General features: G+C 67.9%; 15 protein-coding genes and 1 pseudogene. 8 read left to right on the plus strand and 8 right to left on the minus strand.

Annotated features, from left to right (window positions below):
• Positions 1–3: 3 nt before the first annotated feature.
• Entirely contained in the window at positions 4–1167 is a 1164-nt protein-coding gene (locus tag ACKY0X_RS17840) for an acyl-CoA dehydrogenase family protein (RefSeq protein WP_409427119.1), read from the plus strand.
• 27 nt (positions 1168–1194) lie between these two features.
• The gene (gene mmsB, locus ACKY0X_RS17845; protein WP_409427120.1) at positions 1195–2070 is read left to right on the plus strand and encodes a 3-hydroxyisobutyrate dehydrogenase; all 876 of its coding nucleotides are present in this window, start codon (positions 1195–1197) and stop codon (positions 2068–2070) included.
• Positions 2071–2086: 16 nt separating this feature from the next.
• Here mmsB and ACKY0X_RS17850 read toward each other — a convergent pair whose 3' ends face one another.
• Both ACKY0X_RS17850 and ACKY0X_RS17855 read right to left on the minus strand, forming a co-directional pair.
• Positions 2087–2746 carry a L,D-transpeptidase gene (locus ACKY0X_RS17850; protein ID WP_409429683.1) on the minus strand — a complete coding sequence of 220 codons (660 nt, stop codon included), beginning with the start codon at positions 2744–2746 and terminating at the stop codon, positions 2087–2089.
• Positions 2747–2817: 71 nt separating this feature from the next.
• Complete coding sequence (locus ACKY0X_RS17855) at positions 2818–3351, minus strand: HAD family hydrolase (protein WP_308484224.1); 534 nt, start codon at positions 3349–3351, stop codon at positions 2818–2820.
• A gap of 104 nt (positions 3352–3455) precedes the next feature.
• Here ACKY0X_RS17855 and ACKY0X_RS17860 point away from each other — a divergent pair, with 104 nt between their 5' ends.
• Together ACKY0X_RS17860 and ACKY0X_RS17865 are read left to right on the plus strand one after the other, a co-directional pair.
• Entirely contained in the window at positions 3456–4106 is a 651-nt protein-coding gene (locus ACKY0X_RS17860; protein ID WP_024440321.1) for a response regulator, read from the plus strand.
• 44 nt (positions 4107–4150) lie between these two features.
• A complete protein-coding gene (locus ACKY0X_RS17865) occupies positions 4151–5362 on the plus strand; it encodes a GAF domain-containing protein (protein ID WP_409429684.1) in 1212 nt (403 codons plus the stop codon).
• A 67-nt stretch (positions 5363–5429) separates the two neighbouring features.
• Here the strand turns inward: ACKY0X_RS17865 and ACKY0X_RS17870 are convergent, their stop codons facing one another.
• Entirely contained in the window at positions 5430–5948 is a 519-nt protein-coding gene (locus tag ACKY0X_RS17870; protein ID WP_046284760.1) for a MarR family winged helix-turn-helix transcriptional regulator, read from the minus strand.
• A 150-nt stretch (positions 5949–6098) separates the two neighbouring features.
• On the opposite strand from ACKY0X_RS17870, the gene ACKY0X_RS17875 reads away from it, so the two are divergent.
• Positions 6099–7151 carry a type III polyketide synthase gene (locus tag ACKY0X_RS17875; RefSeq protein ID WP_409427121.1) on the plus strand — a complete coding sequence of 351 codons (1053 nt, stop codon included), beginning with the start codon at positions 6099–6101 and terminating at the stop codon, positions 7149–7151.
• A 9-nt stretch (positions 7152–7160) separates the two neighbouring features.
• Here the strand turns inward: ACKY0X_RS17875 and ACKY0X_RS17880 are convergent, their stop codons facing one another.
• A complete protein-coding gene (locus ACKY0X_RS17880) occupies positions 7161–7379 on the minus strand; it encodes a sigma factor-like helix-turn-helix DNA-binding protein (protein WP_409427122.1) in 219 nt (72 codons plus the stop codon).
• Between the two features lie 116 nt (positions 7380–7495).
• Here ACKY0X_RS17880 and ACKY0X_RS17885 point away from each other — a divergent pair, with 116 nt between their 5' ends.
• The 3 genes and pseudogenes from ACKY0X_RS17885 (at position 7496) to ACKY0X_RS17895 (ending at position 11570) form a co-directional block, all read left to right on the plus strand.
• Positions 7496–8104, plus strand: a complete 609-nt coding sequence (locus tag ACKY0X_RS17885) for a TetR family transcriptional regulator (protein WP_409427123.1) — start codon at positions 7496–7498, stop codon at positions 8102–8104.
• Between the two features lie 149 nt (positions 8105–8253).
• A pseudogene (locus ACKY0X_RS17890) lies at positions 8254–8928 on the plus strand (ABC transporter ATP-binding protein); the annotation flags it as partial.
• A 143-nt stretch (positions 8929–9071) separates the two neighbouring features.
• Complete coding sequence (locus ACKY0X_RS17895) at positions 9072–11570, plus strand: ABC transporter permease (protein ID WP_409427124.1); 2499 nt, start codon at positions 9072–9074, stop codon at positions 11568–11570.
• A gap of 15 nt (positions 11571–11585) precedes the next feature.
• On the opposite strand, the gene ACKY0X_RS17900 is transcribed toward ACKY0X_RS17895, so the two are convergent.
• The 4 genes from ACKY0X_RS17900 to ACKY0X_RS17915 form a co-directional block, all read right to left on the minus strand.
• Complete coding sequence (locus ACKY0X_RS17900; RefSeq protein WP_409427125.1) at positions 11586–12080, minus strand: hypothetical protein; 495 nt, start codon at positions 12078–12080, stop codon at positions 11586–11588.
• Positions 12077–12760, minus strand: a complete 684-nt coding sequence (locus ACKY0X_RS17905) for a class I SAM-dependent methyltransferase (protein WP_409427126.1) — start codon at positions 12758–12760, stop codon at positions 12077–12079. The genes ACKY0X_RS17900 and ACKY0X_RS17905 overlap by 4 nt, the downstream gene beginning before the upstream one ends.
• Entirely contained in the window at positions 12747–13337 is a 591-nt protein-coding gene (locus tag ACKY0X_RS17910; RefSeq protein WP_409429685.1) for a DUF4389 domain-containing protein, read from the minus strand. The genes ACKY0X_RS17905 and ACKY0X_RS17910 overlap by 14 nt, the downstream gene beginning before the upstream one ends.
• 103 nt (positions 13338–13440) lie before the next feature.
• Positions 13441–14646 (minus strand): FAD-dependent oxidoreductase, encoded by a 1206-nt coding sequence (locus ACKY0X_RS17915; protein ID WP_409427127.1) that lies wholly within the window; start codon positions 14644–14646, stop codon positions 13441–13443.
• Positions 14647–14690 lie beyond the last annotated feature (44 nt).

Here is a 14690-nt window from a genome sequence, read left to right on the forward strand (position 1 = left end):
ACAATGAACACCATCTTGGATGACGAAGAACGGGTGATCGTCGACACCGCGGCAGCGTTCGCCGACAAGCGCCTGGCCCCTTACGCCCTGGAATGGGATGCCACCCACCACTTTCCGGTCGACGTGATGCGGGAGGCGGCCCAGTTGGGGATGGCGGCCATCTACTGCCGCGACGACGTGGGCGGCTCCGGGCTGCGCCGCCTGGACGGGGTGCGGATCTTCGAGCAGCTCTCGATCGCCGACCCGGTGATCGCGGCCTACCTGTCGATCCACAACATGTGCGCCTGGATGATCGACAGCTACGGCACCGAAGACCAGCGCAAGAGCTGGGTGCCACGGCTGGCGTCGATGGACGCGGTGGCCAGTTACTGCCTCACCGAGCCCGGCGCGGGCTCGGATGCCAGCGCATTGAGCACGCGCGCGGTGCGCTCGGGTGACGACTACGTGCTCGACGGGGTCAAACAGTTCATCTCCGGCGCGGGGGTCTCCGACGTCTACGTGGTGATGGCCCGCACCGGCAGTGACGGCCCGCGGGGTATTTCCACGTTCATCGTCGAAAAGGACACGCCAGGGCTGAGTTTCGGCGCTGCCGAACAGAAGATGGGCTGGAACTCCCAGCCGACCGCGCAGGTGATCTTAGAGGGCGTGCGGGTGCCGGCCGAGGCGATGCTCGGCGGTCCCGACGGAGCGGGCAATGGTTTTGCTATCGCGATGAACGGCCTCAACGGCGGCCGGATCAATATCGCCGCCTGCTCGATGGGCGGCGGACAGGCAGCGTTCGACAAGACCGGCAGCTACCTGGCCGACCGGACGGCATTCGGCAAGGCGCTGCTGGACGAACCGACGATCCGGTTCACCCTGGCCGACATGGCCACCGCGCTGGAGACCTCACGGCTGCTGCTGTGGCGCGCGGCGACCGCGCTCGACAACAACGCCCCCGACAAGGTCCAGCTGTGCGCGATGGCCAAGCGCTACGTCACCGACGCGTGCTTCGATGTCGCCGACAAGGCACTGCAACTGCACGGCGGGTATGGATATCTGCGCGAATATGGTCTGGAGAAAATCGTCCGCGATCTTCGGGTGCACCGCATTCTGGAGGGCACCAACGAGATCATGCGGCTGGTGATCGGCCGGGCCGAGGCGGCCCGCGTCCGGTCCGGCCAGTAACCCCCGGAACGGTACCTAGGAGCACATATGGCAATCGTCGCGTTTCTCGGTCTGGGCCACATGGGTGGGCCGATGTCGGCGAACCTGGTTGCCGCCGGGCACACCGTGCGCGGCTTCGACCCGGTGCCGGCTGCTACCGCGGCCGCCGAGCAACACGGCGTGAGCGTCCACGCCAGCGCCGCCGAGGCGGTGGCCGGTGCCGACACGGTCGTGACGATGCTTCCCCACGGGGACGCGGTGAAGAGCTGCTACGCCGACATCCTGCCCGCGGCCTCCCCCGACACCTTGTTCATCGACAGCTCCACCATCTCGGTCGCCGACGCCCGCGAAGTGCACGCCCTGGCCGGCTCGCACGGGTTCGCCCAATTGGATGCACCGGTTTCCGGTGGAGTGACCGGTGCGGTCGCCGGGCGGCTGGCGTTCATGGTCGGTGGCGAGGACGCCGCCGTGGCACGGGCCACCCCGGTGCTGGAACCGATGGCCGCCAAGATCATCCACTGCGGTGCGGCGGGCGCCGGCCAGGCTGCCAAGGTCTGCAACAACATGGTGCTGGCCGTACAGCAGGTGGCGGTCGCCGAGGCGTTCGTGCTGGCCGAAAAGCTGGGCCTGGCCGACCAAGCCCTCTTCGACGTGATGACCGGCGCCACCGGAAACTGCTGGGCGCTGCACACCAACTGCCCGGTCCCGGGCCCGGTGCCGACCTCCCCGGCGAACCGGAACTTCGAGCCGGGTTTTGCCACCGCGCTGATGAACAAGGACCTCGGGCTGGCGATGGACGCGGTCGCCTCCACCGGGTCGGCTGCCCCGCTCGGCAGCCACGCCGCCCAGATCTACCGCGACTTCGCCGCCGAACACGGCGCGCAGGACTTCAGCGCGGTGATCAACCTGCTGCGCGGCAGCTGAGCGCGCTGCCCGCTGCCTACTTCGCGATCGCCATCACCGCGCCCGGCCGGAGCCAGCCGATGATCTTCACCAGGGTGGCGTCATCGATCGCCACACAGCCGGCCGTCGGCCCGCCGTCGGTGGTGTGGAAGAAGTAGGCGGAGCCGTCACCCGGTGTACGGGATTTGTTGACGCCAATGACCACCGCGTGCCGGTACTGCGGGATGTTGAGGTTCTCGCTGGCCGCAGTGTTGAACGGGCACTGGGCTTTTTTGCAGACCTGCATGGTGTTGTAGGTCGGGCTGCCCGAGTCGCTGTCCCACCAGTAGTCGGATCCGACGACCTGCACATACGGCAGGCCACCGCCGGGATTCGGCGCGGTGCCGAACGCCGAATCGAGCGTGTAAAACCCCATCGGGGTCGAGGGCTCGCCTTCCTTGGTCTCTCGCGTGATGCCCGCCGAGCCGACATGTGCCGGGATCCCGGCCGCGACCGCTTCCCAGCCCGCGGCAGTCCGCTGATAGACGTCGATCTTTGCGGTCGAATGACCCACTCCGACAACCGAAACCACCTGGGTTGCGTTGCCGACCGCATTCCCGAACCACGGGTCGACGACCGCCGCGGCCAGCGGCGCGGTCACCGATGTCACGCCCATCGCGCACAGCGCTGCGCACACAAGAACCACCAGTCGACGCACCACAGCATGGTCGGTGACCGGAGGGGTCAGCGTCAAACAACGATTGTGGCGCTGCGTGACCAGCGCCGAGATCAACCCGCTTCGCGGCAGCTGAACCGGGCGACCACCCGCTGCGCCTGCAACTCCCGGCAGCCGTTGGCCAGCAGCCCGTCGTAACGGCTGGAACCCGCGTAGATCGCCGGCAGTCCGATCGCGGCCGCGGTGCGGGCCCCGGATTCGTAGCCGGCGATCACCAGCGCCTCCCCGGCCACGATGCCGAGCTCCCACAGCGCCAGCCGGTAGAGCTCGGCGTCCCCGGCGGGGCCGGTCAGGTCGTCGGCGCTCACCACGGTCTCGGCCATGCCGTCACCGATCAGTTCCCGCACCCGCTCCTGCACCCAGGCGCGCGGGCCGGCGCCCACCACCGCGATCCACAGACCGGTGGCGAACAGGCTCAACACCAGGTCCACCAGGCCCGAGCGGGGCTCGCCGTCGGCGTCGGCGAGCGCGTCAAGATCGAAGATCACCGCTTGTAGGGGATAAACCTCGGCATCCGGGTGCGCCTGGTCCCACCAGAACGGGCGGCCCGGACCGGTCCATGTCGCGAGTTCAGTTGTGATCTGCATAACAGACACCGTGCCGGAAACGGGCGCGGGTGTCCTCCCCCATTGGGGGGATCTGGGCGGGGTAATCACCGCCGGGTTCAGTCGACGGTCCCTATTGTCTTGCTATGCCCGTGCGCCTGGTCCTCGTCGACGACCACGAGATGGTGATCGAAGGCCTGCGGGCCATGCTCACCGCGTTCGCCGACCGGATCGAAGTGGTCGGCCAGGCGATCAACGCCGAACAGGCCATGGCCGTGATCGCCGAGACCGACCCCGACATCGTGCTGTGTGATGTGCGGATGCGCGGTGAGAGCGGCTTGGACCTCTGCCTGGCCCTGCGGGAACGCGACCCGGAACGCAAGGTCGTGATGCTGTCGGTCTACGACGACGAGCAGTACCTGTTCGAGGCGCTGCGCGTCGGCGCGACGGGCTACCTGCTCAAGAGCATCAGCAGTGACGACTTGGTGCATCAGATCGAGTTGGCCCACCGCGGTGAGACGGTGATCGACCCCGGACTGGCAGCGCGGGCGGCCGGCACCGCCGCACGACTGCAACGCGACGAGTTCTGGCCCGGCGCCCGCCAGGGGCTCACCCAACGGGAAAGTGAGATCCTGGCCTACATGGTCAGCGGGCTGTCCAACCGCGGGATCGCCACCAAGCTGGTGATCGGCGACGAGACGGTTAAATCCCATCTCCGCTCGATCTACCGCAAGCTCGGGGTGTCCGACCGGACCGGCGCGGTAGCCACCGCGCTGCGCGAAGGCATCTACCGGTGAGCTCCAACAGCGTCCCGCGCTCCCGCCCCCGCAAGACCACGGCGGTGCGGGATTTCGTCGACGCCAACCACGAGCTGGCGCTGCTGCGGGAGCTCATCCAGGCCGCCTCCAGCGGTCCGGGAGTGGAACCGCTGGCCGCCGCGGCGGCCCGGATGATCACCGCGGCCACCGGCACCGACGTCTGCTTCGTGCACGTCCTCGACGACACCGAGCGTTCCCTGACCCTGACCGGTGCGACCCCACCGTTCGACACCGAGGTGGGCAAGATCCGGCTGCCGCTGGGGTCGGGGGTGTCGGGCTGGGTGGCGCGTCACCGCGAGCCGGTAGTGATCAGCGACAACAAGGAGGCCGATCCGCGCTACCTGCCGATCGAGTCGCTGCGTGGGCGTGACTTCACCTCGATGGTGTCGGTGCCGATGGAGACCGATCCGGGCGGGTTGGTGGGTGTGCTCAACGTGCACACCGTGACGCGCCGCGAGTTCACCCCCGGCGACGTTGAACTGCTGCGGGTGATCGGCCGGCTCATTGCCGGTGCCATGCACCAGGCCCGGCTGCACCGGCAGCTGGTGGCGCGTGAACGTGCCCACGAGCTCTTCGTCGAGCAGGTGATCGAAGCCCAGGAGATCGAGCGGCGCCGGTTGGCCGGCGACATCCACGACGGCATCTCCCAGCGGCTGGTGACGCTGTCCTACCGGCTGGACGCCGCCGCCCGCGCGGTCGGCAACGACCCGGACGAGGCGTCGGCGCAGCTGGAGGCCGCTCGTGAACTCGCCGGGCTGACCCTGCAGGAGACCCGGGTGGCGATCAGCGGGTTGCGGCCACCGGTGCTCGACGATCTGGGCCTGTCCGGTGGCCTGGCCAGCCTCGCCCAGTCGATCCCGCAACTCACGATTGAGTTGGACCTGGCCGAGACACGGCTACCCGAGCACATCGAGCTGGCGCTGTACCGGATCGCGCAGGAAGGCCTGCAGAACGTGGTCAAACACGCGGCCGCGACGACGGTGCGGCTGGGATTCGCGATCACCGCCGACCCCGACACGGCGCGGCTGGAGATCGTGGACGACGGGGTGGGTTTCGACACCTTCGAGCACCCGGTGGGCGGCGACGAGATGGGCGGCTACGGGGTGCTCTCGATGGCCGAGCGCGCCGAGCTGGTCGGTGGCCGGCTCAACATCCGGTCGCGGCCCGGAGCCGGCACCGCCGTCACCGCCACCATCCCGATCCCGTCCCCCGCCGCGCGCGCTGGGGGGCACTGACTCCGGCGAGCAGTCGCGAAAGCCCCCAATCCGGGTCGCAATCGGGGGCTTTCACGACTGCTCGGCATCAAAAATCTCCGGCGTTGCGCCGCAACGTCTCGATCGCCGAAGACAGCATCCGCGATTCCTGCACCGACATACCGACGTCGGCGAACACCTCCCGGTTGAGGCTGACCGTGGCGTCCGCAACGGTGGCGCGGCCCAAGTCGGTGATCGAGACCAGCGTGGTGCGGCCGTCGGTGGGGTGCGGCAGCCGTTCGACCAAGCCTGCCGCCTCCAAACGCCGGATCGCGTGCGTGACGCTGGTGACGTGGACCTGCAGCCGGTCGGAGGCCTTAGTGATCGGCAACTGCCCGGAGCGGCTGAACGCCAGCAGCCGCAGCAGCTCGAATCGGGAGAAGCTCAAGTCGTAGGGCCGCAGGGTCGCCTCCACCCGCGCCAGCAGGATCTGGTGGGCGCGCATCACCGACGTCACCGCCACCATTCCGTCGGCGACTTCGCCCCAGCCGGCCCGCTCCCAGTTGGCGCGGGCCAGCGCGATCGGGTCGGCTGGGGCAAGATCGCCGGAGGAACTGGAAGCTGCCACGCCCTTTTCTTACCGCACCGCGCGATGCCGTCACGTCGGTGTGCGGCAATTGCCACCACGGCGCAAGCCGCTGAAGGCGAAGGCAGAGGTCGGAAGGGTTAGCGCGGTAGCGGAATTGAACCGTTGGGCCCTCGGCAACGTGACACCGACATGACCCCCTCTTCGCCTTCGCTTGCCGCGGTAGCCGTTGAATTCCCACCGAACCGCTACAGCCAAGACGAATCGGCCCAAGCATTGGGCGACTTCGCCGGTCCCGAGTTTCGGCGGTTCTTCGATGCCAGCGGCGTCGCATCCCGCCATCTGGCGTTGCCGTTGCCGCGCTACGCCGAGCTGAGCGGTTTCACCGAGGCGAACAACACCTTCATCGACGTCGCCCTCGACCTCGGTGAGCAGGCGCTGCTGGCGGCCCTGGATGCCGCCAAGGTCAAGCCGGCCGATGTCGACGTGGTGGTGTCGACGACGGTGACCGGGCTTGCCGTACCGACATTGGAGGCCAGGCTGGCGGCCCGGGTGGGGCTGCGGCCCGACGTCAAGCGAATCCCGCTGTTCGGCCTGGGCTGCGTTGCGGGTGCGGCCGGGGTGGCCCGGATGTATGACTATCTGCGCGCCTACCCCGACCACGTGGCGGCGTTGCTCGCGGTCGAACTGTGCTCGCTGACCATCCAGCGCGACGACCGTTCGATGGCCAATTTCGTGGCGGCCAGCCTCTTCGGCGACGGCGCGGCCGCCGTGATCGCGACCGGGGCGAATCGGCGCCCGGTCCGACCGAAAGCGCCGAAAGTATTGGCCACCCGCAGCCGGCTCTACCCCGACACCCAGGACGTGATGGGCTGGGATATCGGCACCAGCGGGTTCCGGATCAAGCTGTCCGTCGAGGTCGCCACTGTCGTCGAGAAATATCTGGCCGAGGATGTTCGCAACTTCCTGGCCGACTGCGGGATGACCTCCGATGACGTGTCGACCTATGTCTGCCATCCCGGTGGTCCGAAGGTTATCGATGCGGTCCAGGACGTGTTGGAGCTGCCTACCGATGCGCTGGATCGAACCCGAACCTCGTTGCGAGAGAATGGGAATCTGTCATCGGCCTCGGTACTTGACGTGCTGCGGGCGACCATGGCCGATCCGCCGCCGCCGGGCTCGTTCGGACTGATGGTCGCGATGGGGCCGGGATTCTGCTCCGAACTCGTGTTGCTTGGCTGGTAGCCCGACGCTTCAGCTGTTGATTCCGGCCGTCGGGAGACCGGCCCGCAATGCGCACAGCGCGTCGTGCAGGTCGCCTTTGACGGTGTCGTCGTCTATGCCGAGATCCGCGGCGATCCGCGCGGTCGTCCAGCCCAGGTAGTAGGACCGGTAGATCACCGCGCGGTACCGGCCCGACAACCGGGCCAGCGCACCTTTGAGCTGGTCCGCACTTCCCGACGACGGCACCATCCCGCTCCGCCTCCGACCCCGCACATCTAGCCAGCACTTGTATAGAACCGATACAACCACACCCTAGATGTCCTCTGCTCGACATTTCTATCTTTTTGTCGGCTATCCTTTGAGGCATGGCCGCCGTGCCGAATTTTCAGGCCGAGGTCCGGCAGATGCTGCACAACCGGATCCTCGACGCGGCCCACGCGCTGGTCTGCGCCGAGGGCTGGCAAGCGGTGAACATGTCGCGCATCGCCGCCACCGTCGGCATCAGCCGGCAGATGCTCTACAAGGAGATCGGCGCGAAGCAGGCGCTGGGCGAGGCGTTGGTTCAGCGCGAGACCACCCGATTCATCACCGGAGTGATCGCCGCCATCCAGTCCCACCCCGACGACGCCGCCGCCGGCCTGGCCGCCGGCGCCGCCTTCACGCTGCGCGCGGCCGCCAATGATCCCCTGGTCACCGCCACGCTGACCCACGAGAACGATGCCGAGGCGGGCCTGACTCCGCTGCTGACGGTCGGACCGACACCGATCCTGGCCGGTGCGATCGAGGCCATGGCGGCCGCGGTCCGCTCGTCCCACGACCTGCCGGACGCGATCGACCTTCAGCTGAATTCGATCGTCGAGGTCGATGTCCGGCTGACGCTGAGCCATCTGCTGCAGCCGATGGGCGGCATCGACGATGCTGTCCGCCAGATCCACACCACCGTGCGCGCACTGTTCGACGCCGCGGCGGCCTAGCGTCCATCGGTGCATTTCCCGGCACCCGGTCCCCCACGCTGAACCACACAGCCTCGCCAAGCGTGTCAAGGATCAGAACCCGCGGATAGGGAGTGACGCCCTTGCACACCGATCTTGGTCTTCATCGGGATCAGTCGCGCCTGCGCGAGCTGACCATCGAACTGCGCGACATCGTCCGCGAGTACCGGATCGGCGGGCAACGGGTGCGCGCACTCGACCGGATCAACCTGCATCTCACCGGTGGCCAGTTCGTATCGATCGTCGGGCCGTCAGGGGCGGGCAAGAGCACACTGCTGCACCTGCTCGGGGCACTGGACTCCCCCGACAGCGGGTCGATCATCTTCGACGGCGCCGAGATCGGCCGGCTCGGGGACGAGCAGGCGTCGGAGTTTCGCCGGCACCGAGTGGGGTTCATCTTTCAGTTCTTCAACCTGCTGCCAACCCTGTCGGCGTGGGAGAACGTAGCCGTTCCGAAGCTCCTCGACGGCAGCCGACTAGACAGGGTGAAGCACGATGCGATCGGCTTGCTGGAGCGGGTCGGGCTCGGTAACCGGGTCGAGCACCGTCCGGCGGAGCTGTCCGGCGGCCAGTTGCAGCGCGTCGCGATAGCACGGGCCCTGATGATGGATCCGTCACTGATACTCGCCGACGAACCCACCGGAAACCTCGACTCCGCAACGGGCGCCGCGATTTTGCGGCTGCTTTCCGAGGTGGCGCACGAGGGCGGCCGCTCCCGGATGGTGGTGATGGTGACCCATGACCGCGATGCCGCGGCAGCCACCGACCGGGTGATCAGCCTGCAGGACGGCCGGGTCGGGTCAGACCGCGGTGATCGCAAGCGCGGCGAAGCCGGACGAAGCGGGTCGCCGCCCAACCAACACGGCGGGTCGCCGCGCCCCGAACGCAACGGGGCACCACGACATGAGCGCAACGGGTCACCACGCCATGAACGGGCGACGGTCCGGCGATGATGTCGGCGATCGCCGCCACCGCGAGCCGACTTCGGCTCTTCAGCCTGCGCGAACTGGCCGTACACCGGCGGCGCACCCTCGCCTCGGTCACCGTCATGGCCGTGTCGGCGATGTATCTGGTTGCGGTGCTAGGCATCTTCGGGTCGATCACCGGTTCGGTGAATCGGCTCTCCGATGAGATCGCCGGGATCGCCACACTCGAGGTGTCCGGCGTCACCGATGCCGGATTTCCCGACTCGCTGGCGGCCGAGGTGGCCCGGGTTCCCGGCGTCGCGACCGCGGCTCCGCTGATCCGGGCAACCACTCCCACGGCCACCGGGCCAATGCTGTTGTTCGGCGCGGATGCCAGCAGCGTGGCCCTGGCCGGCGCCTTGGCCGACGCGCTGGCTCATCCGCCGACGGGGCCGTCGGCGACACCGAGCGGCGTGCAGGTCGGGCCCGGCGTGGGCCATGGCAAAGGTGACGGTTTCCGGCTGGGCACGACCTGGGTCACGGTGACGCAGGTACTCACCGGCAAGCATCTCGCCGATCTCAACGGCGGCAACTATGTACTGGCCCCACTTGCCTTGGCGCAGAACATCACCGGGCGGCTGGGTCAGCTCGATTCGATACTGATCACCACCAAGCCGGGCACGGACCCCGCCGCGGTACGCACCGCGGTGACCTCCGCCGTCAACGGGCGCGCGATCGTCGCCGAACCACGGATGCGCGCCACTCGCGCCGGCGACGGCGTCAAGCTGATGAACTACATGGCACTGATGGGCGCGGCGGTTGCGTTGGTGGTCGGCGCGTTTCTGGTCTACACCACCATGACCATGGCGATCGCCCAACGCCGCCCGGCCATCTCGACCCTGCGGGCGATCGGGGGCCGCCGCTCCACCATCGTCACGGACCTGATCGGTGAAGCCGCGGCCCTCGGTGTGCTGGGCGGGGCGGTCGGCGCCGTCTTGGGAATATTCTTGGGCCACTTGGCTATCCGCCGACTGCCGCCGGCTATCACGCAGGGACTCGAAGCCCGGGTCGAGTACTGGCTGCCCGGCTACGCACTGCCCGTCGCGATAGCCGCGACGGTGCTCAGCAGCGTGACCGCGGCTGCCATGGCGGCGCGACAGGTCTACAAGGTGTCGCCGATCGAGGCGTTGGCGCCGGTCGGGACTTCCACCGCCGACACCGTGCCACGCCGGCTGCGGGCGGTGACCGGAGTCGTGGCCGTCGCGGTGATCACGGTGTCGTTATTCATCATCGTGGGCCATCGCGGCGCCACCTCCCTGGCGGCGATGATCGCGGTGTTCTGCGCCGAGATCACCCTTGGCTTTGCCCTCACCGCGTCCCTGGTCGCCGCGGCCGCCGGCGCGGCCCGGACCTTCGGGACGGTCGGCGCGGTCGGGGCCGCGACGATCGAGCGCGCGCCGCGGCGGGTGTGGGCCACCGTGATGACTGTGCTGATCGCCGTGGTCACCACCGTGGTGATCACGGGTACCGACAACGACATGATCTCCTCGGCGCGCGCCATCTTCGCGCCCGTCGCGGGAGTCGACGTGTGGGTCAGCGCGAACGCTCCGGACAGCTTTCCCACCGACGCGCTGCCGCAAGGTCTGGAAGATCGCGTGGCAGCGGTACCGGGGGTAGAGCGAGTCAGCCCGGGCGCCTACGGATTTGCGGTGATCAGTGGCACCCGGGTGATGCTCGACGGATTCTCCCCCGGCTCGGCCGATCCGCTGTTTCACGCACTCGATGACCAGACGCGCCGCGATGTGCTCGAGGGCCGAGGAGTGGTGCTGTCGCAGAACCTGGGCACCACCCTGGGCGTACGGGTTGGCGACGAGCTGCACCTGCAGACACCGCGCGGCCCTCGGCAGGCCGCGGTACTGGCGCTGGTGCCGTACTTCTCCACGGTCATCGGAACCGTCGGGATCGGCCTCGACCAATTACGCTCGTGGTTCGATCGCCCGGCGGTGACCACGCTCCAGGTGACCGCCGCCGGCGGGGTCGATACGGCACAGCTGCGCACCGACATTCGCCGAGTGGTCCCCGAGCCGAACTACGTCTACGACGGTCGCACCGCTCTGGCGGGCCTCGAGGCGCCACTGCGTCAGAGCATGGTGATCGCCAACGCGGTGCTGCTCATCGTGGTGTTCGTCGCCGCGGTGGCCTTGTTCACCACCTTGACGCTCTCGGTGCTCGAACGTCGCCGCGAGATCGGTGTGCTGCGGGCGATCGGCGCCAATCGCCGCTTCACCCTGCAGATGGTGCTGGCCGAAGCGGCCGGCATCGGTGCGATCGGCGGCCTGGTTGGGCTGGCGATCGGTCTGACCGATCAGTGGCTCTACAGTCTGGTCAGCGCCGAGATCATGAATTTCACGGTCACGTTCCAACCGAGCGCGGCGGCACCGGCCTACGCCGTGGGCGCGGTAGCGATCAGCCTGCTCGGCTCGGTGCCGCCCGCGCGACGAGCCGCCCGGCTCAACATCATCGACGCGGTCTCCAGCGAATAGGGTGGAATAACGTGCTCAGACCAGGCCGAGCTCAATGAGGTCAATGAACAGCGCGGCGAACGGATCGGTGAACGGCAACGAGAAGGTGAAGTCCAGGTCCGGATTGTCCGGAACGATGAACGTATTGACCGTCTCCCCGGCTACCCCGATGCTCGCGGCCCCGAACCCCAGATTGTCCTCCGGATCGGTTCCTGACGTCAGAATGTCGGTGAACAGCGCGGTCTGCAGGACGACCGCAACATAGTTGTCGTCATCGGGGTCGCCAGCCGAGGTGAGGGTGAACAACCCGAAATCGGTAGTGTGACTGATGAAGTCCGGATCGTCGACCACCGAGGACAGGGCAGCACCCGGGTCGCCGACATCACCGAAGAGCCAGGAGTCGGCGCCCACACTGCGACCGCCCCCGTCTGCATAGGCCGGGGGGCTGATCGTCAACGGGGCGAACCCGGCGGCCAAGGCCGCACCGACACCTATCGCCGCCCGAAGGCGGCTCGCAACTGTTCTACTCATGGTGGGAACTCCAATCTTTCGACGTTACCTAGCCCACGTTCACGTCTGCTCGGCGGTTCACCCAACACGGTGGCGAACCCCTGCAGCTGCGGTGTGCACGGCGGCGGCACCGGAGTATGTCGAATGCTGGTCAGCGCGGTGGTGTCGAATCCTGCTGCGGCGATGGCGTCCAGCGTCCGGCGGTTGGGCCGGCAGCCGGACGCCAGCCATGCCCACGGGTTTGCGATCAGATCCTGGAATCGGCCCATCGCGCCGTCACCGCGGACATGTTCGAGTACCACCAGCCGGCCGCCTGGGGCCAGCACCCGGCGAATCTCGCCGAGGGTGGCATCGACGTCGTCGACCGAGCACAGCACGAGACCGACGTGTACCGAATCGAAACTGTTGTCTGGGAAGGGAATCGACTCACCGACTCCGTCGACGATATCCACCGGGATGCCGTGACGGCGCGCGATGGCGGCGGCCATCCGGCGCATCGCAGGCTCCGGCTCGACGGCCGAGACCGACGTCACCGCCGCGGGCAGAAACATCAGATCCGCTCCGGGCCCGAGGCCGATCATCAATAGCCGGCCCATCGCGTAGCTCATGGCCGTACGCCGGTACCGGCGATAGAACAGCCGGTCGAAGAACGGCATTCCGAGTCGATACACATACGGGAACAACGGGTTACGGCGTGACATCGGTAGCCCACAGCTCGCCCTGATCCAGCCGGAACGGCGGATACTCATCACGCATCAAGGAGACGTACACCGCTACCCGATAACGCCACCGAACGATGCCCAACAACAGGTCCGACATGCCGACCGGGATCGTGCCGGTGATCAACAACGTCACCGCTGTGATCACGCACAGCAACTGCAGCGCGGGTTCCAGCGCCCAACACATCAGGATCTGCGGCAACCCCAACAACCACCATTTGGCCAGCACCGCCCGGCGCTCGAGCCGTTCGGGGTAGTCAACGTGCAGATCGGCCGGATAGTCGGGCCGAGACGCCAGCGTGAACGGCGGGTATCGGTCGGTGCTGTTCATCGGAAACCGGTAGTTCATGACCCGCCACGACCAGCGCAGCACACCCACATTGAAGTCGAAGATCGGGCGCGGATAGCGACCGGTGACCAGAATCGCTACTCCGGCAACGAAAGTCAGCGGAAGGTAGGACAGATACAGCAGGATCAGAATCGGGTAGTGCGGGGTGGCCAGCACGCACCATTTGAACAGCCAGAGCCAGCGCGAGGGGTTGTCGAATTCACCGCGCACCCGTACCGGATCCGCCGGTGCCGGCGAGACGAGACGAACGGACACATCCTCACGCGCGGGAAGCGACATCGGTCCGCCCTCCTTTACGGCTGCGATCTGTTGGCTAGCCGGCGATGGGACTGATATCGGCCAGCCCGAGGGTGCGGCTGATCTCAGCCGACATCCGGCGGTGGCTGACCGAGCGCAGAAACATGGTCATCCCCCAGGTGTGCAATCGGTCCGGGATGAACGCCGCCGGTCGCAGCACCAGCTCGCTGTGCGACAGCTGCAGCGCCGTTACCCGCGACACCGCCGCCACTTTGCGGCGGCGCGTGTTCTCATACCAGCGCAACGCGCGCGCCAGATCATCAGGCGAGGGCGCCGGCGGCAGATCAGCCAGCGCCTTGCACAGCACCATGGTGTCGAGCAGGGCCTGGTTGGTTCCCTGCGCCATGGTGGGCGGCATGGTGTGCGACGCGTCGCCGATCAGGGTGACCACACCCCTGCCTGCACCGGGAACCGGGTGGCGAAAATGCGGGTAGGGCGAGCCGGCCAGGTCGTCGTCGGTCAAGGCCGCCAGCACGCGATCCACCGGAGCGGACCAGCCGGAAAACTGTTGACGGATCATGTCGATCGGGGATGCCGGGCGAACGAAGTCCGCTGACCACGGCAGGTCGAACCACCACTGCAGCTCGGGGCCACCGGCCGGCCACAGTCCAAGGTTCCCGTGCTTGCCGACGATCATCAGCGCCACCCGTTTGTCGACGACAAGGTCCGGGAGGCTGACCAGTCCCTGCCAGCTGCTCCAACCGGTGGGCTTGGCCGGCGGGGCGTCGGTGAGATCCCGCACCATCGAATGCAGGCCATCGGCACCGACCAACAGATCGCCGCGGACCGAGCTCCCGTCGTCGAAGTCGACGCGGGCCTCGCCGCCGGTACCGCTCACGCCCACCACCCGGGCATTGCATCGAATGCGCTCGGCCGGAAAGACATCCAGCAAGCGTTCCAGCAGTACCCGGCGCGGGACCATCCGAACCGGTGCACCCAGCCCGCGCGCCATCGCGGTCATGTCGAGGGTGGCCAGCGGGCGGCCGGTGGACGTCGTCACCTGGACCGCAGACAACGGCTGCCCGGCTCCGGCCATGTCCACGCCCAGCTGCCCCAGCACCGTCGCGCCGTTGGACCAGATGGTCACGGCACCGCCGCCGGCCTGAGGGTGTGGCCGCTGCTCGAAAACGGTGACGTCGTGCCCGTCGCGCAGCAGACCGCGAGCAAGGGAAATCCCCGCCACACCCGCGCCGACCACCAGGACGCGCAAGGCCGCGTTCAAGGCTCGCACCTTCACCGTGGTGACACGGTTCAGCGGGGTGTTTG

This window comes from Mycobacterium sp. SMC-11 (assembly GCF_046250095.1).
In the GTDB taxonomy this organism is placed as follows: Bacteria; Actinomycetota; Actinomycetes; order Mycobacteriales; family Mycobacteriaceae; genus Mycobacterium; species Mycobacterium heraklionense_A.

Bases quoted from the DNA above. Each gene is read 5' to 3' on its own strand.
- ACKY0X_RS17840 (WP_409427119.1), top strand. From the start codon at position 4: ATGAACACCATCTTGGATGACGAAGAACGGGTGATCGTCGACACCGCG.
- mmsB (WP_409427120.1), top strand. From the start codon at position 1,195: ATGGCAATCGTCGCGTTTCTCGGTCTGGGCCACATGGGTGGGCCGATG.
- ACKY0X_RS17855 (WP_308484224.1), bottom strand. From the start codon at position 3,351: ATGCAGATCACAACTGAACTCGCGACATGGACCGGTCCGGGCCGCCCG.
- ACKY0X_RS17860 (WP_024440321.1), top strand. From the start codon at position 3,456: ATGCCCGTGCGCCTGGTCCTCGTCGACGACCACGAGATGGTGATCGAA.
- ACKY0X_RS17875 (WP_409427121.1), top strand. From the start codon at position 6,099: ATGACCCCCTCTTCGCCTTCGCTTGCCGCGGTAGCCGTTGAATTCCCA.
- ACKY0X_RS17880 (WP_409427122.1), bottom strand. From the start codon at position 7,379: ATGGTGCCGTCGTCGGGAAGTGCGGACCAGCTCAAAGGTGCGCTGGCC.
- ACKY0X_RS17885 (WP_409427123.1), top strand. From the start codon at position 7,496: ATGGCCGCCGTGCCGAATTTTCAGGCCGAGGTCCGGCAGATGCTGCAC.
- ACKY0X_RS17895 (WP_409427124.1), top strand. From the start codon at position 9,072: ATGATGTCGGCGATCGCCGCCACCGCGAGCCGACTTCGGCTCTTCAGC.
- ACKY0X_RS17900 (WP_409427125.1), bottom strand. From the start codon at position 12,080: ATGAGTAGAACAGTTGCGAGCCGCCTTCGGGCGGCGATAGGTGTCGGT.
- ACKY0X_RS17905 (WP_409427126.1), bottom strand. From the start codon at position 12,760: ATGTCACGCCGTAACCCGTTGTTCCCGTATGTGTATCGACTCGGAATG.